Raw genomic sequence first — 19,724 nt, 5'->3', positions numbered from 1 at the left:
TACACAAGCCCCGGACACGTTTGCCGAGTCATCGTCGCGCCAACCCACAGGGAGACATGACGATGAAAGTTCATCATAGCACCCAGAGCCTTTTCAGCAGCCCGATAAAGAGCCAGCAGGATACGGATTCTGACGACAGCACGCCGTTCATGCTGCCCGACGACAGCGACGAGCAGCAGACGCAGACACCTTCGGTCACATCCAGCGGCGTCCCCTCCTCCATCTCCTCCGGCTTCTGGCTCAACCAAACCGGTCAGACAGCCCCGTCGACATCGGATGTCGACGCCGATAAGAGCGACGGCGCGGCTCCGAGCATCAACGGTTCGGATTCGTCGAGCGATTCTTCCAGTCAGGATATTGCGGACGAGTTCTCCAAGTGGGCCCACATGACGCCTGCGGAAAAGATCCGCGCTCGATATCTGGAACAGCACCATTTGACGGAGGAGTCCCTCCGCGCGTTGCCAGCCGACCAGCAGAAGGCAATCAACGATGAGATCGCCAAACAAGTGAAGCAGCAACTCGGCATCGATAATAAGTCCGGCGGCGACAGCGATGAAACGGATAGTGCCGCTGCAGCCTTATCCATCGCTTGAGCTTCCTCGAAACGACATCAAGGCGATGCGATCCTGATTCACGTCGAGATCGTATCGCCTTGATTTTATTAATCACATTTCAAGATGCGACTATTTTAACCCCACCATGCCCGCAATGATCTTTCCGACTTCGGCGAAGACGGCCTCGATGTCCTTTGCGGGTGCGGTTGCCTCGCCGACATAGGTGGTGACGAGGATCGGACCGCGATCGGTGGGCCAGATGACGGCGACGTCGGCGTAGGAGCCGTTCTGACCGGTACCGGTCTTGTCGCCAACCTTCCATTCCTTCGGCAGGCCGGCGCGCAGGCGGGCATTGCCGGTGGTGTTATTGACCAGCCAATTCGACAATTGATCGCGCGAGGTTTCGGACAGCGTATTGCCGAGCGTCAGAAGTCCGATCGTATCCAGCATGGAATCCGGCGTCGTCGTGTCGCGCGGGTCGTCCTTGATCGCCTGGTTGACGTCAGGCTCCTTGCGGTCGAGTCGGGTTTCCGTGTCGCCGGTCGTACGCAGCCATGCGGTCAGCGCCGCTGGACCGCCGAAACTGTCGAGCAGCAGATTGCCGGCGGTGTTGTCGCTCAACATGATTGCCGCACCGCAGAGTTCGGCGATCGTCATGCCGTCGGTGCCGGCATGCTTTTCTGTCTCGGGCGAATAGGTAACGACAACATCCTTGCCATAAGTGACGCGGCGGTCGAGCTTCTCTACGCCCTGATCGACACGGGCAAGCACGAAACCGACCGCAAGCGCCTTATAGGTGCTGCACAAGGCAAACCGCTCCGCTTCGCGATAGCCGAGCGAAATATTGGTTTCCGTATCCAGCACGGAAACACCGAGGCGACCGCCCGTCTTCTTTTCCAGATCCGCCAACTGCTTGTCGGCATCGTCGGTGAACTGAGAATTGTCGGGACCTTGGTTGTCTTCCATGTCCTGATCGTCGGGTGCCGTGGAATTATCCTGGGTATCGGACGGCGCAGGAGCAGTCGCGTTGGGGCTCTTGTTGGCGCTGGCATCCTGCGCAAACAGGGTTTCAGGCCCCAATGTCAGAACGGGGAAAAGCAGCACCGAGCCTGCCAAGAGGCGGCGACGAGTAAGCGGTGTGGGCATACGGAAGCCTCCAGCGGAATCAGCCGAATTCTGAGCTAAGCGAGGAATATGGCAAGCCTCTGACGCGCCGAGCTTCCATCAGACGTTATGCTGCTTTTTTGACCTTGACTTCAACGGTGACGTGCGACAGTTCGTGGATAGCGGCCAGCCGTGCCTTGTAGAAGGCAGGATCGCGCGGCTCCGGCGTTACCACAGCGACGATCGCCGCATGATGGCCGGGGCCGACCTGCCACACATGCAGATCGGTGATGCGGTCGGCGTCCGTTTCGATGACCTCCCGGATCTCCTCCGGCAGGTCTTCACCCTGCGGGATGAAGTCGAGCAGGACTGCGCCCGAGGAACGCAATAGGCTCAAGGACCATTGCAGGATCACCAGTCCGCCGACAATGCCCATCAGCGGATCGAGGAAAGTCCAGCCGAAGCGGCTGCCGAGCAGGAGGGCGACAATGGCCAGAACCGAGGTCATGGCGTCGGCGATGACGTGGACATAGGCAGAGCGGAGATTGTTGTCCTTGCCGCCATGATCGTGGTCGTGATGATGATCATGGCCATGCGTGTGGGAATGCCCGTGATGGTGGTCGTGATCGTCGCGTAGCAGCCAGGCGCTGACGAGATTGACGAGCAGGCCGACGATGGCAATGGCGATCGCCTCGCGAAAATTGATCGCCACCGGATTCTGCAATCGCACGAGGCTTTCCCAAGCCATCAACAACGCGATCATGGCGAGGACGATGGCGCTGGCGAAGCCGGCGAGATCGCCGAGCTTGCCGGTGCCGAAGGTGAAGCGCGCATTGTGGGCATGGCGACGGGCATAGAGATAGGCCAATGCGGAAATCAGCATGGACTGGCATGCGTCGACATGTGCCAGCCATCGGCAACCAATGCCATCGAGCCGTATAGCGTGCCGGCACCGATTTCGACCACCATCATCACCGTCGTCAGCGCAATGACCAGCCAGATGCGGCGTTCGTTGCGGCGGTGGTCGGAGCCCAGGAATACGTGGCTATGCGTCAACGCATCCGAAGAAGTACTCATGACATCAGTCTCCTGTTGGATTGCCCAAAGCCTCTGATCAGCGCAGATAGGTCTTCAGCACATCGGATATTTCATCGACCGCCTGGCGGCGGGCCGACTCGCTTTCGGCGTGGAGCACATGTTCCTGCAGATGGTCTTCCAATATCTCGCCGGTCAGCCCCGTCAGGGCGCCGCGAATGGATGCCAGGAGCTGCAAAATCTCTCCACAAGGCCGCTCAGCCTCCAACGCCCTCTCCACCGCTTCCAACTGCCCTTTGAGGCGGCGGACGCGGGAAAGAAGTTTGGCTTGCTCTTGGATGGTATGGGACATGACGGCCTCATTTATAGTATAGGGGGGTATACTATATTTATTGCCAGAAGAAAACCCGCCCTCGGCGATGCCCGGGTGCGATAGGCTGACGTGTGCCCATGGTGATCTTGTCGGATAATGCTCCGCAGGAGGGAGAGCATCGACTCACCCCATTGACAAATCCGACATTCCAGCTCATCTATGCGCCCATGATCACGCACGCGCTCCACAATCGCTCGTATTTTTGGCTGTACCTGTAAGGGGCGGCCGGGACAGATCATATTGTCAACAAGCCGCCGTCAGGCGGCTTTGTTGTATCGGCAGCGTCCTGACGGCACATTCAAAAAAGGACGCAGAACCTCATGCTGGACGATAGCGAAATCTCACTTCTCCGCCCGCCTGTCATTACCATCCGCAATGCGCATCCGCGCGATTTGCCGGAATTGAACGATATGATCCGGTTGCTCGCCGCTCATCATGGCGATCCCTCAGCCGCGACCCCGGAACAGCTCGAACGCGATCTCTTCGGTCCGGTGCCATGGATCACGGCGCTGGTGGCGGAAGGCCAGAACGGGCTGATCGGCTACGCCATCCTCGTGCCGCTCTACCGGGCGCAGGAAGGTCAGCGCGGCATGGACCTGCATCATCTCTTCGTGCGCGACGGCCATCGCGGCCATGGCATCGGCCAGCATCTCGTCGATCGCGCTCGCGACATCGCCCGCAAGGCTGGCTGCGGCTATCTCTCCGTCAGCGCCGCGACCGGCAATGTCCAGGCGCACCGCTTCTACGAACAAATGGATTTCAAGCCACGTCCGGTCACCGGCATGCGCTATCTGCAGGCGCTTGCATGAGAACGGTCCGTCGGGATCGCCGTTGACCTTCCTATCGTCAGCGATCGATGGCGATCCCGCGCCCGGCGAAAAACCGGTCGAATGTTTCCAGCGGCATTTCCACGTTTTCCCGGGTTGCAGCCTCGTGACCGGAAGGATTGTGGAAACGGATCGTGTTTGAGTTAGCCACCGTCACCAAGACAAGATGTCCGCCCTTCGATGGCGGCTCGGTGTCCGGCCAGCGGATGGAATGGTGGACGGACGCGATGAAGAATTCGGATTGCTGGAGAATATCGCCGATATCTCCGACAGAAATGCCGGTGACGACCCTGGTGTTCAGGCCGAACCGATCTTTGACAAATGGAATGAAGGGCGCATAGATCAGGCCCTTGATCTTACCATCAGGCTCTTCGACATAGCCGCCATATTCCTTGCATGCCAATGCGAGATCCACGGTTGGCACGATTTTGCCCGTACGCGCGGCAAGAACCATTTTCAGGCAGGCCATACCGCAGAGATTGCCGGCCCAGCGGGCGTAATCCTCGACATTCCCCGCTCCCGAGCCTGCCCAAAGCGGGTCCCTCAGCAATGCCGCCTGCGCCCCTTCCGCCAGCACCGCCAGAGTCATGTCGGGGGTTTCCCATTGGCTGAAATAAGGAATCCTCTGTTCTGCCATTCCATCCATGATCGCCCGCTCCTGCCCTGCAACCGAAATTGGTTGCGCTGTAAAATTCAACTGAAATGCGCTAGAAAGATGGCCTCTCATACTGGATCTCAGAGGGAGATGGACCTTGGAACAGCGGTTCACTTTTGACGGGATGGCAGGCCTCTATGGCGATGCTCGCCCGACCTATCCCGAGTCGATGTTTGATGACATCGCCGCGTTTGCTGGTTTGGGCAGCAAGGATGCGATCCTTGAGATCGGCTGCGGTACAGGACAAGCAACACAGACCTTTGCACGCCGTGGCTTTTCCATCCTTGCGCTTGAACCCGGCAAGGAATTGATGGGCATCGCGCAGCAAAATCTAATGAAATTTCCCCATATACGCTTCGCGGAAACCACCTTTGAGGCGTGGCCGGGTAAGCCTGAAACGTTCAAGCTTGTGATGGCGGCCCAGTCCTTTCACTGGGTTGCACCAGACGTCCGATTTGCCAAGACTGCCGAGCAGCTCGCGCCGGGCGGCACGCTTGCCGTCTTTTGGAAATGTACCCATGCCGCCGGCACCACCGCTCGCCGCGGAATTCGCCCGCCTCTATTCGCGATACGCGCCATCGCTTTCAGGTCCACCCGCGGAAGCGTGGTATCTGCCAGACGGGCCTTTCGTGAAGTTGCTCGGTGAATCCGAACATTTCGAACCGGCAACGCACCGATCCTATCCCTGGAGCCGGATGCATAGTCCTGAAAGCTATACCGACCTGCTGCGCACGTTATCAAGCTACCGGCTTCTGGCGGATGACCGGAGGGAGGCGCTGCTCGCTGCGATTGCGGAGGTTATCGCGGCATACGGCGGAGAGTTCGAGCTTCGCTATGAAACTCACCTCTATATGGCAAAGCGGCTACGGGAGAAGTAGCCAGCCGCCTGCTTCTTACCGCGCCGGCACCGCCTTCAGGTAGGCCGCGATCGCCTCGCGGTCCGAGGCTGGCAGGCGGGCGATGTTTTGCTGGACTTCGGCCATCGAGCCGCCGACGGAGTCGAAGTCGGGGGTGAAACCGGTCTCCAGGTAGCTGGCGATGTCGCCGTCGCTCCAGCTAGCCATTGATTTCGAGCCGGGGGTGATGTCGGGAATGCGGCCCTTGCCTTCCGGGTTCGGGGCGCCGGCCAGCCACTGGTCCCTGACGAAGCCGCCGAGCCCGTCGCGCGGGGTGTGGCACTCGCCGCAATGGCCGGGGCCTTCTACCAGATATTGGCCGCGCTTGATCTTGTCGTCGGCATTGGCGATGACAACGCGTGGCTGATCGTTGAAATAGAGGAATTTCCAGCCACCGAGCGCCAGCCTGATATCGAAGGGGAACGGCAGCTCATGCGGCGGCGCGACGTTGCTGCTCTTCGGCAAGGTCTTCAGGAAACCCCAGAGGTCGTTGATGTCCTTGTCACTCATGCGGGCGTAGGAGCCGTAGGGGAACGCCGGATAAAGGTGCTCGCCGTTCTTGCCGACGCCGCGCTTCATCGCATTGCCGAATTCCGCAAGCGTCCAACCACCAAGGCCGGCCTTTTCATCCGGCGAGATATTGGGGACATGGAAAGTGCCGAAGGGACTGTTCAGCGCCAAGCCACCTGACAGAACCAGTTTGGCATCGCCCTTGGCGCCCGGCGCGGCATGACAACTCGTGCAGCCGCCAGCCCAGAACACCTGTTCGCCATTCTTGATATCGGGATCGCCGAGATTTGCCCAATGGCTCACCGGCAAGGGCGACGGCGCGGTGACGACATAGAACGTGCCGGAGCCGAAGATGGCGAGGCCGATAAGACAGAGCAGCCACCGGACAAATCGCGCAACCATGCCTCGCACTCCCTGTATTCAGCGTGCATCGAGAAATACTAAAATCCGCACCGGCGACCAAGCCGATGCGGATGCTTCAATTAATTTTCGGACAATGCCGGCCGACCGCTTAGTCCTTCTTGATGCGGTAGGCCTGATGACAGGCGCCGCAATCGCTGCCCAAAGTCTTCAGCGTAGCGCCGACGCCAGCCTGGTCGGCCGGGAGCTGCGCAAGTGCGACTTCGGCATTGTCGGAAAGTTTGGCAGCCTTGGCCTTGAAGTCATCGAAGTTATCCCAGATCTTCGGATTGACCTCAGCATCGGTCTTGTCGCTGTTCGGGCCAAAATGCTCTGGGAAAGCCTTGGCATTCTCGGCGATCGTCTGCAGCGCTGCCTTGACGACCTCGGCGTCATAAGGCTTGCTGCCCTTGGCGATGGCACCGAGAGCACCGGCAGCACCGCCGACCTTCTTCATCACGGCTATACGGGAATCATGCGTGCCATCGGCCGCAATAACGGAACCAAAGGCGACGCCGGCAAAAACCGTCGCAGCCACAATCGCTTTCCATTTCATACAATCTCTCCTACGTGATCAGGACCGCAAAAGCGGCCGGCGCGTTGTCACGGCCCACATGTTTGCCGGTTTCTGCGCCGGCAATGAAGTCACAAAGTGGTGAGAGCTGAGCAAAATCAGCGTCATATTTAAGACATGTACCAGATTTTGCGCCAAAAATCACGTCACCTTCCACCCTTCCCAGACGGTAAAGACCGAGACCGCGAACAGCAGCAGCCCGGCGACGCGACCGGCAAAGGCGGTCGCCCCCGGATTGGCGACCAGCAGATCGCGGCTGCGGCCGGCGGTGACTGCAAGCCCGCCATAGACGGCAAACTGCGTGACAATGGTCATCAGCCCCATGATAACAGCCTGTATCCAGATCGGACCGTAATCCGGCTTTAGAAACTGCGGATAGACGGCGAACACGAAGAGGTAGGCCTTGGGATTCATCATGCAGGTCACCGCTCCCTGACGAAAGGCCCGCCAGGTGGAACGGCTGCCGGCCGGTCCGTCGTGGCCGACGGTGATCGAGCTGCGCATCAGCGTGATGCCGATGAAGGCCATATAAGCGGCGCCGGCAACGAGCAGCGGATTGAAGAGGATCGGTACAAAATGCATCAGCAGGCCGACGCCAAGCGCGCCGTTCAGCGAATGCACCACGCCGCCGAGCATGATGCCGCCGGTGGCTGCCAATCCCCTGTTGCGGCCGCCGGTCAGCGCATTGGCGAGTACGAAGAGCATATCCATGCCCGGCACGATGATGATGCCGAAGAGGAGGAGAAAGAAGAGCCAGAGGTTTTCGCTGTAATCCATGTCAGTTGCCCATCGTCGCCTGCGAGCGCATCGCAGACGAACTTGTTGATTTTCAATTCGATAGGCAGTTTTATAGATCGGCCCAACTGACAGGGTGTTGTCAGGAGCCTTCAAATCACGAGGATGAAATGCGCAAGGCGTCGCGCCTGTTCGAGATCATCCAGATCCTGCGGCTGGCGAAAAAGCCGGTGACGGCGGCTGTCATCGCCGAGCGGCTGGAGGTGACGGTGCGCTCCGTCTATCGCGACATCGTGGCGCTGCAGGCGATGCGTGTTCCGATCGAAGGCGGACGCGGCATCGGCTATATCCTGCGCCCCGGCTTCGACCTGCCGCCGCTGATGTTTTCGATCGAGGAGATGGAGGCGATCGTGCTATCGCTGGCGCTGCTGGAGCGCACGGGGGACAACGAGCTGAAGCTCGCGGCCAAGCGCGTCAGTGCCAAGATCGCAGGCGCAGTGCCGCCGCCGCTTCGTCAGACACTCGATGCCAATGCCCTGCACGCCTGGGGCTTTGCCGCTCCTTCGGCCGCTGCCATCGATCTCGCTCTGGTGCGCCGTGCTATCCGCGACGAGGAAAAACTCGACCTCGCCTATCGCGACGAACTCGGCCGCGCCACCGAGCGCGTCATCCGCCCCATCGCCCTCATCTATTATTCCGAGACAGCCAATATCGTCGCCTGGTGCGAGCTGCGCCAAGCCATCCGCAATTTCCGCAGCGACCGCATCGAAGGCTGCGAGGCGACGGGATTGTGGTTCAAGGGCGAAGGCGATGGGCTGAGGCAGATCTGGGTGAACGGGTGGGAAATGAATGCCCAAGTTGCCGGCGGATGATCGCCGGACGGCCTAGCCAGCCCGGCGATCCGAGAATTAGACCATCATGCCCCCAGACACTTCGATGCGCTGGCCATTGACCCAGCGATTGTCGTCCGACAGCAGCGAGGCGATCATCGGGCCGATATCGTCGGGCAGACCGGCGCGGCCGAGCGCGGTCATGGAGGCAACCATCCTGTTGACCTCCGGATTGTCGCGAACGATGCCGCCGCTGAAATCCGTCTGGATCGCGCCTGGCGCCACCGTATTAACGGCGATGCCGCGAGGGCCGAGCTCCTTGGCGAGATACCGCGTCAGAACTTCGACCGCACCCTTCATGACGGCATAGGCCGACGAGCCCGGATTGCTGAAGCGGGCAAGGCCGGAAGAAATGTTGACGATGCGGCCACCGTCCTGAATGAGAGGAAGCAGCTTCTGCGTCAGGAAGTACACGCCCTTGAGATGAACGTTGTAGAGCTTGTCGAACTCGGCTTCGGTCGTTTCCGCGAAGGACGCGTGGTGGGACGTGCCGGCATTGTTGACGAGAAAATCGAAGCGATCGCGGCCCCATTTCTGTCGCAGCGCTTGGCCGACTTCGGAGATGAAAGCGTCGAAAGAACCAACGCCGCCGGCATCGAGTTGCAGCGCTACAGCCTTCGCTCCGAGAGCCTCGATCTCGGCAACCGCGCTTTCCGCTTCTGCCCGATTTGAGTGATAGGTCAGAATAGTATCGACGCCGCGCTGGGCGAGATGGACGGCCGTATTTCGGCCGAGACCGCGGCTGCCGCCGGTAATGATTGCGATCTTTGTCTTTGATCTATCTATATTTTCAGTCGTCATTGCCGTTCTCCAAGGAATGATTGATGACTGAAATTTACGCCCGCTAGGCCATCTCCTTGAATGCCGGAACTCTCGAATTTCTTGCCTATTCCTCCAACCGCCTTGTCGGCCCTTATCCCGCTGCTATGATGATGGAATGGCACTTGTCCGGGAGAATGCCGATGTCGTCAGCCCTTAAAGATGCGATCACGCAATTCATCGAAGCCAATGATAGCGGCGGCGACACCGTATTTTCGACAGGCATCGATGGCCTGCACATCATGCGCTCGACCGAGCCGAAGATGCCGCATGCGATGATCTATCGGCCGGCGCTTTGCGTCATTCTTCAAGGTGCAAAGCAATTGATGCTGAATGACAGAGTGATCGATTATGGCGAGCTACAGGCCCTCATCATCAGCATCGAGCTGCCCGCCGCCGGCAGGGTGCTCCAGGCCAGTGTTGAGAAGCCTTATATTGCCATCTCCCTCGAATTCGATGTCGGCATGATGCGCGAGGTGATGGAGCAGCTCGATAGGCCACCGAAACCGACCGGCGGCGCCCATCTTGGCATCTTTGTCGAAGATCTCAGCGAGCAACTGGCCGATTGCCTCGTGCGATTGACCCGCCTGCTCACAACGCCAAGCGCCATACCGGTGCTTTATCCGGCAATCATGCGGGAAATCTGTTTCTGGATGCTGACCGGCCCGAATGACGGCGAGGTCTGCAAGCTGGTGCTGCCGGACGGTCAGACGCGGCGCATTGCGGATGCGATCCGCCTGTTGCGCGACAATTTCGCCCAGCCGGTGCGCATCGAGCAGCTCGCTGCCGCCGCCCGCATGAGCCCCTCCTCGTTCCATCAGCATTTCAAAACGCTGACGTCGATGACGCCGCTGCAATATCAGAAGCAGATGCGGCTGCTCGAAGCCCGCCGCCTCATGGTCGCCGGCAGCGTCAATGTCGAGAATGCCGCCTATCGAGTCGGCTACGAAAGCGCGTCGCAGTTCAGCCGCGAATATACGCGCATGTTCGGTGCGCCGCCGAAGCGGGATGTGGCGAATATGCGGATAGCAGCGGAATAAGCGCCTGGGTTCGCGGGCCGCTAGAGAGCGACCGCGGTCACCAACAGAATAAAGGCCAGCAATCCCAAAGCGGCGCGTGCGGCATGCGACCATTCCCAGCGGTCGCGGAGCATGGTCCAGTCCGGTTTGGCGGCGGTCTCGCTCCGATGGCCACCAAATGGATCATGGGAGAAGAAACGCTCGCCCAACCCTTTCAGCTCGGCATCTTTGAGCCAGAAATTGTTTACCGGTTGCGTCACCAGCCAAAAGACGGCGTGCATGATGACCATGGCTGCAAAGGCGGCAGCAAACAGCCAGAACGCGATCGTGTTGGCTGGCGTCAGGAACAGAAGAAGCAGAAGCAAGAGAGTGCCGATCGGTTCGGCAACGCCGCCGATCGTAAACCCCGGATAATAAATCCGCTGAACCGTCAGATAATCTTCTTTCGACAGTCGCATCTTGCCCGGCAGCTCCAGCACATGTGCCAATGCCAGCGCCATGGCGACTGCGACGACTAAGATGGTCAGAATTTGCAATGTCGGAAACATCGGCCTCGCCTCACAGCAGCCTCGGTCCCTAAACTTTCATTGGCGCGGATCGTTCCTTATGGGGCCGCTCAAGCACCCTGCAGTGCCAGCACCCTGCTCACCTCACGTCCGAATCCTTCAATTTCCAGCCGATCCTTGTAAACCGAGACGATCGCATAGGCATTGGTATCTTCGGTATCGACCATGCCTTTGAAATTGATGAAATAGGTGCCGTGGACAACGCCGAAATTGCCGTCGTGATTGTGACCGCTGAGATAGGCGACGACATGATCATGTTCGGCCAGCAACGCCAGCATACGGTCGCTGTCGAGCGCGTTATGTGAATTCTCCGGGAAGATCGGGTAGTGGTTCGTGACGACCACCTTCTCGCCGGCGGCTTTCGCCTCGTCCAGTTTGGCGGCGAGCCAGGCATGTTGCGTATCGCTGATGGCAGCGTTCCAGCGGTGCGAGTTCATCGCACCGGCTTTATGCAATGCCTTCATCATCACCTTTGCCTCCGCCCGGCGTGGATCGCCCTCCGGCGGCGCGAAGAGGCTGATCTCGTTGCCGTCAAGCGCGATGAAACGGTAGCCCGCATGGGCGAAGTCATAATACGCCGATGGCATGCCGACGCGACTTGCGACTTCCGTCAGATGCTGCGCTGCGATGGCAAAATCGTGATTGCCGAGAAGAAAATGCCGTGCGTGCCGCAAGGTCTCGTAGACCGGCAAGATCGCATCGAAACTCTCCCAGCCACCATCAATGATATCGCCGAGCGTTACGACGAAGGCGAGATCGCGACGGTTGAATTCCGCAATCGCCTCTGCCAGCTTGGCGAGGCTGTTAGCCGGATAGCGATCCAGCGCAAGGTTAGGCTCCAAGGCGGCATATTGCGGATCGGCGACGACACCGAAACGAAAGAGTGGAGCGGACGGAGACGGCATGCGGCCTCGCTGGGAAGTGGCTGATGGCAATAAGATGCCTGTTAACGGCAGATACGAAAACACCCGACGCTATGGCAGCGCCGGGTGTGAAAGCAAGCCGAGATGGCAAGCCTTACTTCGTGGCGGCTTCGTAGCGCTCCAGGACGTAGTCCCAGTTGATCAGGCTGTCGATGAAGGCCTCGAGATATTTCGGACGCAGATTGCGGTAGTCGATGTAATAGGAGTGTTCCCATACGTCGACGCCGAGGATCGGCGTGGCGCCGTGAACGAGCGGATTTTCGCCGTTCGGGGTCTTGGAGATTTCGAGCTTGCCGTTCTTGACGGAAACCCATGCCCAGCCCGATCCGAACTGAGTGGCGCCGGCAGCGGCGAAATCGGCCTTGAACTTGTCATAGCCGCCGAGATCGGAATTGAAGGCTGCTTCGAGCTTGCCCGGCAGCTTGTTGCCGCCGCCGCCCTTCTTCATCCACTTCCAGAAATGGATGTGGTTGTAGTGCTGGGCAGCATTGTTGAAGAGACCGGCATTGGTGCCGAAGGACTTCTTCACGACCTCTTCGAGAGAGAGATCGGCAAGGCCCGCTTCGGTCGCCAGCTTGTTGCCATTGTCGACATAGGCCTTGTGGTGCTTGTCATGGTGAAACTCGAGGGTTTCACGCGACATGAAGGGGGAAAGCGCTTCGTAATCATAGGGAAGTTCAGGCAATTCGAAAGCCATGGTCTTATCTCCTCTTGGCAAAAAATTGCGTCGGCAGGTGATCGGGAACATAGGAGGGGACGGTGTGAAGGGCAACCGGCGGCATGCCAAAAAATAGCGGACTAAAGGAAAATTTACCCGCTATTTCAACATATATCGCCCGCATCCTCCGCGGGTATTTTTGCGCCTTCTAACGTATGAGGCCAGCGGTCGCGCTCTGCGGTGCGACACGCGTCGACAATCGGATCGCCAAAGGCTAGGTTCGGCGCATCGTCGTCCCTGCGGGCGGCTTCAGCGAGATCGCCTCCGTGAAAATAGCCTGCCTGCACACTGCCGAAAGCAATATCGCCATCTATGACAACGCCGCAAAGACGCTCGGTCTTCCGGCCGGTACTCTGCATCACCATGTCCGCGCCGATCTTCTCTTTGCCGCCGAACGGGCGGGTGGACTGACGCCGGACATCGAGGCGGAAACGGCTGCCGTCCTGCAGCAGCTTGCACAGGACGCGGATGCCGTTGTGCTCAACTGCTCGACCCTTGGCCCTGCAGCATTGCTGGCGGCAGACACCTCCGAGGTCCCTATTATCAGGGCCGACGGCGTGCTCGCGGAAAATGCCGTGAAAGCTGGCGGCAAAGTGACCGTGCTCTGCACCACCGAGACGACCATCGCCCCGACCACTAGGCTGTTCGAAAATGCAGCGAAGACCACAGGCGCAGACATTGATGTCCGCCTGATCGACGGGGCATGGGCGCTGTTCCGGGCCGGTGACCACAAAGCCTATCTGGTAGCGATCGCCGAGGCATCGGAGACAGCCTATCGCGAAGGGGCTGAAACGGTGGTCTTCGCGCAGGCCTCCATGACCGGTGCGGCGGCACTGCTAGGCGATGAATACGCACGGCCGATGAGCGGCCCGACCGCAGCATTGGAAGCCGCAATGACCGCAATAGGCGCAAACTGAACCAAGACATCGCCCGGACTTGCGGCTTCGATAGATTGAAGGCAGGCATTCAGCCATTGACAGCCTACCAACTAGTAGGTTAAGCATCGATCATCTGAGAGCGAGGAAGCGTCCATCGCTCGCCCATCAAGGCTACCTACTAGTCGATATACAAAGGAAACCATTATGCCTGCCCCTCTTTCTTTGCTCGGCGAACTCCACACTGCCATCAGCTTCGTTCCGATCGTTGCAGGGCTCTACAGCTTTGCCAGGCATGGCGGCATCCAGCCCGAGAGGCGATCGGGAAAGATCTATCTCGGTGGATTGGCGCTGTCGGTGGTGACCTCCTTCGGCCTTTCCTCGACAGGCGGGTTCAATCCTGGGCATGCGCTCGGCATCATGGCTCTGCTGGTGGCAGCAGCCGCAATTTTGCAGGAGAGATTGAGCTTTCTCGGCCGGCTGCGGGCATATCTGAAGGCATTCGGCCTGTCCTTCACCTATTTCCTGCTCTGGGTTCCCGGCATCAACGAAACGCTCTCGCGGTTGCCGCCGTCGCATCCGATCGGCAACGGCCCGGATTCGCCGCCCGTACAGATGGCCTTGCTCTCCTGGCTGATCCTGTTCGCCGCCGGCAGCCTCCTGCAAGCCTGGACGATCCATCGCGGCCATGCGCTATCCAAAGCGAGAGTGTGAGTTGAGTGATGGGCCGGCTTTTCGGGCTGGCCCATTATCTCTTAGACGTTACGTCCGAAATAGACATTCACCTCGGCAATCCTGTCGCCGGTAAAACGGATTACCTCCACATTGCGAAAGCTGTCTCCGTCCATCTTTTCGGCGCGGTAACCGACGATCACCTCATCGCGGTCCGGCACGAGATGTTCGATATGAATGGCGCGGAAGACCTTCTCCTTCGGCCAGCAATGTCTAAAATATTGGTCGCGGTCGATGTGATCGTCGCGCGGGCTGGAAAAGGTAAAATCGCTGGTCAACATCGGGCGGACGACATCGGGATGTTGCGCGACATAGGCGGCATAAAGCCGCCGCACGGTGTCGCAGCGGGCAGTATCAAGAGTGCTCATGATGCATCTCCTCCTATCCGGCAGCCGCTTTGGTCATCGATTTGGCCGCCGGCAATCCGATTGCGAAATGCAATCAGTTTATATCATGATGTGACAGAACCGACAAGGCGCTTTGCGGACTTGGCAGCGCCCGTGGCGTGGTCCAGATTATCGTCACAATCGATATCAGCAGGAAGCGGTCGCCATGCCGGAGGCTCATCAAATATTGGAAAAGCTGCGCCGCCTGGCGGGGAAGGACAATCGGCCGGTTACAATGCCGGCTGACGAGAAAAACTATTCCTCGCTCTTCACCTTCGTGACCCGGCAGCGTGAGCGCATTGCCGGCTCGACCTTTTCCCAGGTTTCGATCGTCGTTCTCGTCGAGGGCTGCAAGGATGTGCTGAGCATGGGGCGGCATCTGCGCTTTCCAGCCGGTACAGTGCTGGTCCTGCCCGCCGGCTGGCGCGGCGATGTCGTCAACGATCCCGATCCGCAGAGCGGTGTCTATCGCGCCATCTTCATCAGCTTTCCGGACGAACTCGTGCGCCGCGCCGTCAGGAGCTTTCCAACCAAGCACGTCGCATCGCAGATCGACCTGCCGCTCGATCCGGTGCTCGCCGCAGCAATCCACCATGCCGGTGAAGGTATCGCGTCCGGTGAGCTGCCGACTGCCCTGATCGAGCACCGCCTGATGGAGGTGCTGATGGTTCTCGGCATGCGGGGCACCCTGCCCGCTTCGCCGGAAACAACGGCCGAAGCCGTGCGTGCGCTGGTGCGCTGGCAGCCGGACCGCGCTTGGACTGCCGATCTCATCGCCGCCGAGCTCGGCACCAGCAACGCGACGCTGCGGCGCCGTCTCTCGCAGGAAGGTTCGTCGCTGCGCGACGTGATGGCAAGCGAACGCGTCGCTCTGGCGACCACGCTGCTGACCGAAGATGGATTGTCGCTGCGCGAAGCCGCCCTTGCCACCGGCTACCGCTCTCCCCGCCGCTTCGCCGAACGACTGCGGAACAGTTGAGCGTTTTCGGACGAAGTTTGAGCGTTTACGTACGCCGGGGTACTAAGACGATCTGTTAGACCCTGGCGAATAAAAGCTCGAACGAGCTGAAACGCGAAGGGGCATATCCTTGCCTCCGGTCACCAGGAATTATTTTACACGTTGAATGCAAAGGCCAAGAAATGACTGCTGAGACAAGATGGGATGCGGCCGCGCCGGCCGAACCGGAAACCGCCTATTGGATGCGGAATCTGATCATCTGCCTCATCGGCTCCTTCACCACCATCGTGGCGATGACGCTGTTGCTTCCCTTCCTACCGCTCTACGTCGAGGAGCTTGGCGTCGCTGACAAGGCGGCGATCGTGCAATGGTCCGGCATCGCCTATGGTGCCACCTTCTTTGCTGCCGCCTTCGTCGCGCCCCTCTGGGGCCGGCTCGGCGATATCTATGGCCGCAAGCTGATGCTGGTGCGCGCGAGCCTCGGCATGACGGTGGCGATCTCGCTGATGGGAATGGCAGGCAGTGTCTGGGAATTGGTGGCGCTGCGCCTGTTTACCGGGCTCGCCGGTGGTTATGCCTCCGGCTCGATGGTGCTGGTGGCAACCCAGACGCCGAAACATCGCTCGGCCTGGGCGCTCGGCGTCTTGTCCTCCGGCATCATGGCCGGCAATCTGGTCGGACCTCTGATCGGCGGCGCGTTGCCGCCCGTGATCGGCATTCGCGGCACTTTCCTGCTCGCCGGTGGCGTGATCTTCTTCACCTTCCTGGCGACCACCTTCCTGATCAAGGAAGAGAAATCGCCGGCGCGAAAGAAGGCTGCTAAAGCGAGCGGTAGCTGGACTTCCATACCAGACAAACAGCCTGCTATCGCCATGTTGACGATCGGCCTGCTGCTGATGCTCGCCAATATGTCGATCGAGCCGATCATTACCGTCTATGTCGCTCAGTTCGTCGACGGCGCAAATGTCACGATGATTTCGGGCGTGGTCATGGCTGCGGCCGCCCTTGGCAGCATCCTCTCAGCATCATGGCTCGGCAAGCTTGCCGATCGCATTGGCCATTGGACGGTGATCACGGCGGCGCTTGCGGCAGCGGCGCTGATGTTGATCCCGCAGGCTTTCGTCACCTCGGCCTGGCAACTGATTGTGCTGCGCTTCCTAATGGGCATCGCGCTCGGCGGGCTCCTGCCCTGCATCACCGCCGTCATCCGCCTCAACGTACCGGACGCGGCGGCCGGGGGCATCCTCGGTCTTTCGATCTCCTCGCAGTATGTCGGTCAGGTGGCCGGCCCCGTCATGGGCGGCTTCGTCGGCGGCCATGTCGGCATGCGCGCCGTGTTTCTCGGAACCTGCGTGCTGCTGGCGATCGGCGCGATCTATTGCTGGTGGGTCAGCCCGAAGAGAGAAGCGGAATAATTCGCTAGCGAAAATCGTTCGGCGTCAGGATGTATATGCGCCGGCCGCCATAGCTATAGGCCCTTGTGGCCACCTTCTGAATCGCGTCGCGTCCGGCGTCGAAAGCGGCGAGATAGCCTGCTTCTGACTTGGCATTCGGAAAGACATCCACTTCTACCAGAAACGGGACCTCAAACATGCCGTCGTATCCGCTGAAACGGATACGACGCGCCGAGGCGTCATAGCTACGGCTCCGGTTCGGAAAGCTCAGACTCATCGTCGACCTCCTCTGAACAAAGCGTACCCGACGGCTCCATCGGAACCTTCGGCCTCCGTTGCTTCGACATCACCACGTGAACCCGAACAGCATCGAATAGATGACGAACCCCGTCGCCGCGATAACACAGAGCTGTAGGAACAGCCTGTAATAGTCGAAGAGATAGATGGAAGACGGAAGGGAAATTTTCATGTCGGCCTCCTCAATAGCTTTCGCCGGCCGACGTCATTTTACCACAAATGCTATCTTCGCATCGCCTAATTTAATTATTTCCGACTACTCCTCGCTGGCACTGCGCCCGTAAGCCCAGTCCATGTAAAGTTCCAACGCCTTGCGGGCGACCGGACCCTGCTGGAATTCGCGGTCGTCGAGGCGGTTGACCGAAACGACCTTCGAGTAGTTGCCGGTGGTGAAGATCTCGTCGGCGGCCATGAATTGCTCAACCGACAGCGTTTCCTCGCGCACGTCAAATCCTTCCCGGCGCAACAGGCCCATGACGCGGGCGCGGGTGATGCCGGCGAGGAACGTGCGGTTGGCGACCGGCGTGTAGATGATGCCGTCCTTCACCATGAAAACGTTGGAGGAGGCAGTCTCGACGACATTGCCGATCATATCGCGCACCAGCGCATTGTCGAAACCGCGCTTCTTCGCTTCCACGATCATGCGGCCGCTGTTCGGATAGAGCGAGCCGGCTTTGGCGTCGGTCATTGCGGTTTCCGGCGACGGGCGGCGGAAGGGCGAGACCGTCAACGTCACGCCGCCATGACCACCCAACGGCGCTTCGAACAGGCAGAGCGCGAAACGAGTCGATTCCGCATCGACGGCAACGATGCTGCCCGCCGAGCCGTGTTCGCCCCAATACATCGGCTTGATGTAAATTGGCGTGTTGCCGTCGAACCTCTTCACGCCCTCCCAGGCGAGCGCTTCGATTTCTTCAGCCGTCTTCAGCGGCTTCAGCCCCATGGCTAGCGCAGAGCGGTTGATGCGCTGACAATGAAGGTCGAGATCGGGCGCGATACCGTCGAACCAGCGCGCGCCGTCGAACACCGTCGAGCCTAGCCACATGGCATGCGAGGTCGGGCCGATCAGCGGCGGATTGCCGGTGAGCCATTCTCCATCGACATAGGTCCAGGTTGTGGTGCGGGGGGATGTATCGACAGCCATGATCTTTTCCTCCTGAAAGCGGCAAGAAGGAAATCCCCGCACAACCTGGGGGTCAAGGGGAAATTGCGGCCCGAAATCCATTCGCAACAAAGCGCCAGAAGCCGCATTCCCGGCGCAATTTTCATGCGCCGAAACAACAGCTTGACGAATGGATGAATCAGGAAAAATGATGGGCCATACCAAAGGCGGCAGAACGCGTGAGATTCCGATGAAAGCTATGTACTACGAGGCCTTCGAGGCCGTGCCCGAGATTCGTACCCTTCCCGATCCCACTCCAAGCGAGGACGGCGTCGTTATCGCTGTCGGCGCGACAGGGCTTTGCCGCAGCGATTGGCATGGCTGGATGGGCCATGATCCCGACATCAAGCTGCCGCATGTGCCCGGCCATGAGCTTGCCGGCAAGGTGGTCGCGGCAGGCCGGGGCGTCGTCCGTTTCAAGGTCGGCGACCGCGTCACCGTGCCCTTCGTTTCCGGCTGCGGCCATTGCGCCGAATGCCATTCCGGCAACCAGCAGGTCTGCCCGAACCAGTTCCAGCCCGGCTTCACCCATTGGGGCTCCTTCGCCGAATATGTGGCGATCGATTATGCCGACACCAATCTGGTGCGCTTGCCGGAGACGATCGACGACGCGACGGCGGCGAGCCTCGGCTGCCGTTTCGCCACCTCCTTTCGCGCCGTCGCCGACCAGGCCAGAACCCGGCCAGGCGAATGGATCGCGGTGCATGGCTGCGGCGGCGTCGGCCTGTCCGCCATCATGATCGCAAGCGCCCTCGGTGCGAATGCCATCGCCATTGATATTTCCGACGAGAAGCTGGCCTTCGCGCGGGAATGCGGCGCGGTGGCGGCGATCAATGCGGCGGGCGTTGCCGATGTCGCGGAGGCCGTGCGCGAGATCACCAAGGGCGGCGCGCATGTGTCGATCGATGCGCTCGGCCATCCCGTCACCTGCTTCAATTCGATCAAGAATCTCCGCCGCCGCGGCCGGCATGTGCAGGTCGGCCTAATGCTCGGCGAGCATGCCGCGCCGCAGATCCCGATGGCGCAGGTGATCGGGCATGAGCTCGAGATTTACGGCAGCCACGGCATGCAGGCCTGGCGTTACGACGCCATGCTGGACATGCTCGCCGCCGGCAAGATCGCCCCGCAAAAGCTGATCGGCCGCAAAATCAGCCTTGAAGAGGCCGTGCCGGCACTGATGGCACTGGACAAGGCGGAAGGCACGGGGATCAGCGTCATTACACGATTTTAGGCCTCCCTCCCCCCTCGGAAGAGGTAGGCGCGAACCGCTCCGCTTTCATTGAACGACGCCATGCCGCTGCTATCTTTGCCGACGGGCAGATA

At 59.9% G+C, this 19,724-nt stretch carries 25 protein-coding genes and 1 pseudogene; 11 read left to right on the top strand and 15 right to left on the bottom strand.

The features are described from left to right. Positions 1-62 precede the first annotated feature (62 nt). On the top strand, positions 63-593 hold the full coding sequence (locus C9E91_RS06180) for a hypothetical protein (RefSeq protein WP_107107477.1): 531 nt from the start codon (positions 63-65) through the stop codon (positions 591-593). Between the two features lie 90 nt (positions 594-683). Here C9E91_RS06180 and bla read toward each other — a convergent pair whose 3' ends face one another. From bla to dmeR, 3 genes and pseudogenes are all read right to left on the bottom strand, one after another. Continuing rightward, positions 684-1,700, bottom strand: coding sequence for a class A beta-lactamase (bla, locus tag C9E91_RS06175; protein ID WP_107107476.1), 1,017 nt, complete (start codon positions 1,698-1,700; stop codon positions 684-686). An 85-nt stretch (positions 1,701-1,785) separates the two neighbouring features. Beyond that, a pseudogene (gene dmeF, locus C9E91_RS06170) lies at positions 1,786-2,735 on the bottom strand (CDF family Co(II)/Ni(II) efflux transporter DmeF). 37 nt (positions 2,736-2,772) lie between these two features. Then, on the bottom strand, positions 2,773-3,045 hold the full coding sequence (dmeR, locus tag C9E91_RS06165) for a Ni(II)/Co(II)-sensing transcriptional repressor DmeR (protein ID WP_107107475.1): 273 nt from the start codon (positions 3,043-3,045) through the stop codon (positions 2,773-2,775). A gap of 341 nt (positions 3,046-3,386) precedes the next feature. Between dmeR and C9E91_RS06160 the strand changes: the two genes are divergently transcribed. Then, positions 3,387-3,875 carry a GNAT family N-acetyltransferase gene (locus C9E91_RS06160; protein ID WP_107107474.1) on the top strand — a complete coding sequence of 163 codons (489 nt, stop codon included), beginning with the start codon at positions 3,387-3,389 and terminating at the stop codon, positions 3,873-3,875. A 37-nt stretch (positions 3,876-3,912) separates the two neighbouring features. Here C9E91_RS06160 and C9E91_RS06155 read toward each other — a convergent pair whose 3' ends face one another. Next, the gene (locus C9E91_RS06155) at positions 3,913-4,530 is read right to left on the bottom strand and encodes a cysteine peptidase family C39 domain-containing protein (protein ID WP_107107505.1); all 618 of its coding nucleotides are present in this window, start codon (positions 4,528-4,530) and stop codon (positions 3,913-3,915) included. 115 nt (positions 4,531-4,645) lie between these two features. Here C9E91_RS06155 and C9E91_RS06150 point away from each other — a divergent pair, with 115 nt between their 5' ends. Together C9E91_RS06150 and C9E91_RS19960 are read left to right on the top strand one after the other, a co-directional pair. Further along, positions 4,646-5,194 carry a class I SAM-dependent methyltransferase gene (locus C9E91_RS06150; RefSeq protein WP_245407437.1) on the top strand — a complete coding sequence of 183 codons (549 nt, stop codon included), beginning with the start codon at positions 4,646-4,648 and terminating at the stop codon, positions 5,192-5,194. Continuing rightward, on the top strand, positions 5,178-5,426 hold the full coding sequence (locus C9E91_RS19960; protein ID WP_245407436.1) for a hypothetical protein: 249 nt from the start codon (positions 5,178-5,180) through the stop codon (positions 5,424-5,426). Before C9E91_RS06150 ends, C9E91_RS19960 begins: the two co-directional genes overlap by 17 nt. A 15-nt stretch (positions 5,427-5,441) precedes the next feature. Here C9E91_RS19960 and C9E91_RS06145 read toward each other — a convergent pair whose 3' ends face one another. The 3 genes from C9E91_RS06145 to C9E91_RS06135 all read right to left on the bottom strand — a co-directional run bounded on the left by C9E91_RS06145 (position 5,442) and on the right by C9E91_RS06135 (position 7,704). Next, entirely contained in the window at positions 5,442-6,356 is a 915-nt protein-coding gene (locus C9E91_RS06145) for a cytochrome c (protein WP_107107473.1), read from the bottom strand. A gap of 109 nt (positions 6,357-6,465) precedes the next feature. Further along, on the bottom strand, positions 6,466-6,909 hold the full coding sequence (locus C9E91_RS06140; RefSeq protein WP_107107472.1) for a c-type cytochrome: 444 nt from the start codon (positions 6,907-6,909) through the stop codon (positions 6,466-6,468). A gap of 159 nt (positions 6,910-7,068) precedes the next feature. Then, positions 7,069-7,704: a LysE family translocator gene (locus C9E91_RS06135; RefSeq protein ID WP_107107471.1), complete on the bottom strand. Its 636-nt coding sequence runs from the start codon at positions 7,702-7,704 to the stop codon at positions 7,069-7,071. 128 nt (positions 7,705-7,832) lie between these two features. On the opposite strand from C9E91_RS06135, the gene C9E91_RS06130 reads away from it, so the two are divergent. Beyond that, positions 7,833-8,534 carry a helix-turn-helix transcriptional regulator gene (locus C9E91_RS06130; protein ID WP_107107470.1) on the top strand — a complete coding sequence of 234 codons (702 nt, stop codon included), beginning with the start codon at positions 7,833-7,835 and terminating at the stop codon, positions 8,532-8,534. A gap of 36 nt (positions 8,535-8,570) precedes the next feature. Here the strand turns inward: C9E91_RS06130 and C9E91_RS06125 are convergent, their stop codons facing one another. Next, positions 8,571-9,353 carry an SDR family NAD(P)-dependent oxidoreductase gene (locus tag C9E91_RS06125; RefSeq protein WP_107107469.1) on the bottom strand — a complete coding sequence of 261 codons (783 nt, stop codon included), beginning with the start codon at positions 9,351-9,353 and terminating at the stop codon, positions 8,571-8,573. 161 nt (positions 9,354-9,514) lie between these two features. Here C9E91_RS06125 and C9E91_RS06120 point away from each other — a divergent pair, with 161 nt between their 5' ends. Further along, a complete protein-coding gene (locus C9E91_RS06120) occupies positions 9,515-10,411 on the top strand; it encodes an AraC family transcriptional regulator (RefSeq protein ID WP_107107504.1) in 897 nt (298 codons plus the stop codon). 20 nt (positions 10,412-10,431) lie between these two features. Here the strand turns inward: C9E91_RS06120 and C9E91_RS06115 are convergent, their stop codons facing one another. The 3 genes from C9E91_RS06115 to C9E91_RS06105 all read right to left on the bottom strand — a co-directional run bounded on the left by C9E91_RS06115 (position 10,432) and on the right by C9E91_RS06105 (position 12,576). After that, positions 10,432-10,890 carry an anthrone oxygenase family protein gene (locus C9E91_RS06115; RefSeq protein ID WP_245407435.1) on the bottom strand — a complete coding sequence of 153 codons (459 nt, stop codon included), beginning with the start codon at positions 10,888-10,890 and terminating at the stop codon, positions 10,432-10,434. A 116-nt stretch (positions 10,891-11,006) separates the two neighbouring features. Continuing rightward, entirely contained in the window at positions 11,007-11,861 is an 855-nt protein-coding gene (locus C9E91_RS06110; RefSeq protein WP_107107467.1) for a metallophosphoesterase, read from the bottom strand. Positions 11,862-11,973: 112 nt separating this feature from the next. Beyond that, complete coding sequence (locus C9E91_RS06105; protein ID WP_107107466.1) at positions 11,974-12,576, bottom strand: superoxide dismutase; 603 nt, start codon at positions 12,574-12,576, stop codon at positions 11,974-11,976. Between the two features lie 287 nt (positions 12,577-12,863). Here C9E91_RS06105 and C9E91_RS06100 point away from each other — a divergent pair, with 287 nt between their 5' ends. Together C9E91_RS06100 and C9E91_RS06095 are read left to right on the top strand one after the other, a co-directional pair. Beyond that, positions 12,864-13,514: an aspartate/glutamate racemase family protein gene (locus C9E91_RS06100; RefSeq protein ID WP_107107465.1), complete on the top strand. Its 651-nt coding sequence runs from the start codon at positions 12,864-12,866 to the stop codon at positions 13,512-13,514. A 165-nt stretch (positions 13,515-13,679) separates the two neighbouring features. Next, entirely contained in the window at positions 13,680-14,186 is a 507-nt protein-coding gene (locus C9E91_RS06095) for a hypothetical protein (protein WP_107107464.1), read from the top strand. Positions 14,187-14,227: 41 nt separating this feature from the next. On the opposite strand, the gene C9E91_RS06090 is transcribed toward C9E91_RS06095, so the two are convergent. Further along, complete coding sequence (locus tag C9E91_RS06090; RefSeq protein ID WP_107107463.1) at positions 14,228-14,572, bottom strand: nuclear transport factor 2 family protein; 345 nt, start codon at positions 14,570-14,572, stop codon at positions 14,228-14,230. Between the two features lie 184 nt (positions 14,573-14,756). Here C9E91_RS06090 and C9E91_RS06085 point away from each other — a divergent pair, with 184 nt between their 5' ends. Both C9E91_RS06085 and C9E91_RS06075 read left to right on the top strand, forming a co-directional pair. Then, positions 14,757-15,569: a helix-turn-helix domain-containing protein gene (locus tag C9E91_RS06085; protein ID WP_107107462.1), complete on the top strand. Its 813-nt coding sequence runs from the start codon at positions 14,757-14,759 to the stop codon at positions 15,567-15,569. A 161-nt stretch (positions 15,570-15,730) separates the two neighbouring features. Next, positions 15,731-16,963 (top strand): MFS transporter, encoded by a 1,233-nt coding sequence (locus C9E91_RS06075; protein ID WP_107107461.1) that lies wholly within the window; start codon positions 15,731-15,733, stop codon positions 16,961-16,963. Positions 16,964-16,967: 4 nt separating this feature from the next. On the opposite strand, the gene C9E91_RS06070 is transcribed toward C9E91_RS06075, so the two are convergent. The 3 genes from C9E91_RS06070 to C9E91_RS06065 form a co-directional block, all read right to left on the bottom strand. After that, entirely contained in the window at positions 16,968-17,219 is a 252-nt protein-coding gene (locus tag C9E91_RS06070) for a DUF1488 family protein (RefSeq protein ID WP_107107460.1), read from the bottom strand. A gap of 69 nt (positions 17,220-17,288) precedes the next feature. Continuing rightward, on the bottom strand, positions 17,289-17,411 hold the full coding sequence (locus C9E91_RS20055; RefSeq protein ID WP_280951158.1) for a hypothetical protein: 123 nt from the start codon (positions 17,409-17,411) through the stop codon (positions 17,289-17,291). Positions 17,412-17,495: 84 nt separating this feature from the next. Further along, positions 17,496-18,383, bottom strand: coding sequence for a branched-chain amino acid aminotransferase (locus tag C9E91_RS06065; RefSeq protein WP_107107459.1), 888 nt, complete (start codon positions 18,381-18,383; stop codon positions 17,496-17,498). A 208-nt stretch (positions 18,384-18,591) separates the two neighbouring features. On the opposite strand from C9E91_RS06065, the gene C9E91_RS06060 reads away from it, so the two are divergent. After that, positions 18,592-19,632 carry a zinc-dependent alcohol dehydrogenase family protein gene (locus tag C9E91_RS06060; RefSeq protein ID WP_107107503.1) on the top strand — a complete coding sequence of 347 codons (1,041 nt, stop codon included), beginning with the start codon at positions 18,592-18,594 and terminating at the stop codon, positions 19,630-19,632. The last annotated feature ends 92 nt before the right edge of the window (positions 19,633-19,724 follow it).

This window comes from Rhizobium sp. SEMIA4064, from assembly GCF_003025035.1.
GTDB classification, from domain to species: Bacteria; Pseudomonadota; Alphaproteobacteria; order Rhizobiales; family Rhizobiaceae; genus Rhizobium; species Rhizobium paranaense.
The sequence above is the reverse complement of the archived record's forward strand: the minus strand, read 5'-3'. Positions and strand labels throughout refer to the sequence as shown.

Bases quoted from the DNA above. Each gene is read 5' to 3' on its own strand.
- C9E91_RS06095 (WP_107107464.1), top strand. From the start codon at position 13,680: ATGCCTGCCCCTCTTTCTTTGCTCGGCGAACTCCACACTGCCATCAGC.
- C9E91_RS06135 (WP_107107471.1), bottom strand. From the start codon at position 7,704: ATGGATTACAGCGAAAACCTCTGGCTCTTCTTTCTCCTCCTCTTCGGC.
- C9E91_RS06075 (WP_107107461.1), top strand. From the start codon at position 15,731: ATGACTGCTGAGACAAGATGGGATGCGGCCGCGCCGGCCGAACCGGAA.
- C9E91_RS20055 (WP_280951158.1), bottom strand. From the start codon at position 17,411: ATGAAAATTTCCCTTCCGTCTTCCATCTATCTCTTCGACTATTACAGG.
- C9E91_RS06115 (WP_245407435.1), bottom strand. From the start codon at position 10,890: ATGGCGCTGGCATTGGCACATGTGCTGGAGCTGCCGGGCAAGATGCGA.
- C9E91_RS06125 (WP_107107469.1), bottom strand. From the start codon at position 9,353: ATGACGACTGAAAATATAGATAGATCAAAGACAAAGATCGCAATCATT.
- C9E91_RS06110 (WP_107107467.1), bottom strand. From the start codon at position 11,861: ATGCCGTCTCCGTCCGCTCCACTCTTTCGTTTCGGTGTCGTCGCCGAT.
- C9E91_RS06120 (WP_107107504.1), top strand. From the start codon at position 9,515: ATGTCGTCAGCCCTTAAAGATGCGATCACGCAATTCATCGAAGCCAAT.
- C9E91_RS06060 (WP_107107503.1), top strand. From the start codon at position 18,592: ATGAAAGCTATGTACTACGAGGCCTTCGAGGCCGTGCCCGAGATTCGT.
- C9E91_RS06155 (WP_107107505.1), bottom strand. From the start codon at position 4,530: ATGGCAGAACAGAGGATTCCTTATTTCAGCCAATGGGAAACCCCCGAC.
- C9E91_RS06065 (WP_107107459.1), bottom strand. From the start codon at position 18,383: ATGGCTGTCGATACATCCCCCCGCACCACAACCTGGACCTATGTCGAT.
- C9E91_RS06140 (WP_107107472.1), bottom strand. From the start codon at position 6,909: ATGAAATGGAAAGCGATTGTGGCTGCGACGGTTTTTGCCGGCGTCGCC.
- C9E91_RS06070 (WP_107107460.1), bottom strand. From the start codon at position 17,219: ATGAGTCTGAGCTTTCCGAACCGGAGCCGTAGCTATGACGCCTCGGCG.
- C9E91_RS06160 (WP_107107474.1), top strand. From the start codon at position 3,387: ATGCTGGACGATAGCGAAATCTCACTTCTCCGCCCGCCTGTCATTACC.
- C9E91_RS06090 (WP_107107463.1), bottom strand. From the start codon at position 14,572: ATGAGCACTCTTGATACTGCCCGCTGCGACACCGTGCGGCGGCTTTAT.
- C9E91_RS06105 (WP_107107466.1), bottom strand. From the start codon at position 12,576: ATGGCTTTCGAATTGCCTGAACTTCCCTATGATTACGAAGCGCTTTCC.
- C9E91_RS06145 (WP_107107473.1), bottom strand. From the start codon at position 6,356: ATGGTTGCGCGATTTGTCCGGTGGCTGCTCTGTCTTATCGGCCTCGCC.
- C9E91_RS06180 (WP_107107477.1), top strand. From the start codon at position 63: ATGAAAGTTCATCATAGCACCCAGAGCCTTTTCAGCAGCCCGATAAAG.
- bla (WP_107107476.1), bottom strand. From the start codon at position 1,700: ATGCCCACACCGCTTACTCGTCGCCGCCTCTTGGCAGGCTCGGTGCTG.
- dmeR (WP_107107475.1), bottom strand. From the start codon at position 3,045: ATGTCCCATACCATCCAAGAGCAAGCCAAACTTCTTTCCCGCGTCCGC.
- C9E91_RS06085 (WP_107107462.1), top strand. From the start codon at position 14,757: ATGCCGGAGGCTCATCAAATATTGGAAAAGCTGCGCCGCCTGGCGGGG.
- C9E91_RS06130 (WP_107107470.1), top strand. From the start codon at position 7,833: ATGCGCAAGGCGTCGCGCCTGTTCGAGATCATCCAGATCCTGCGGCTG.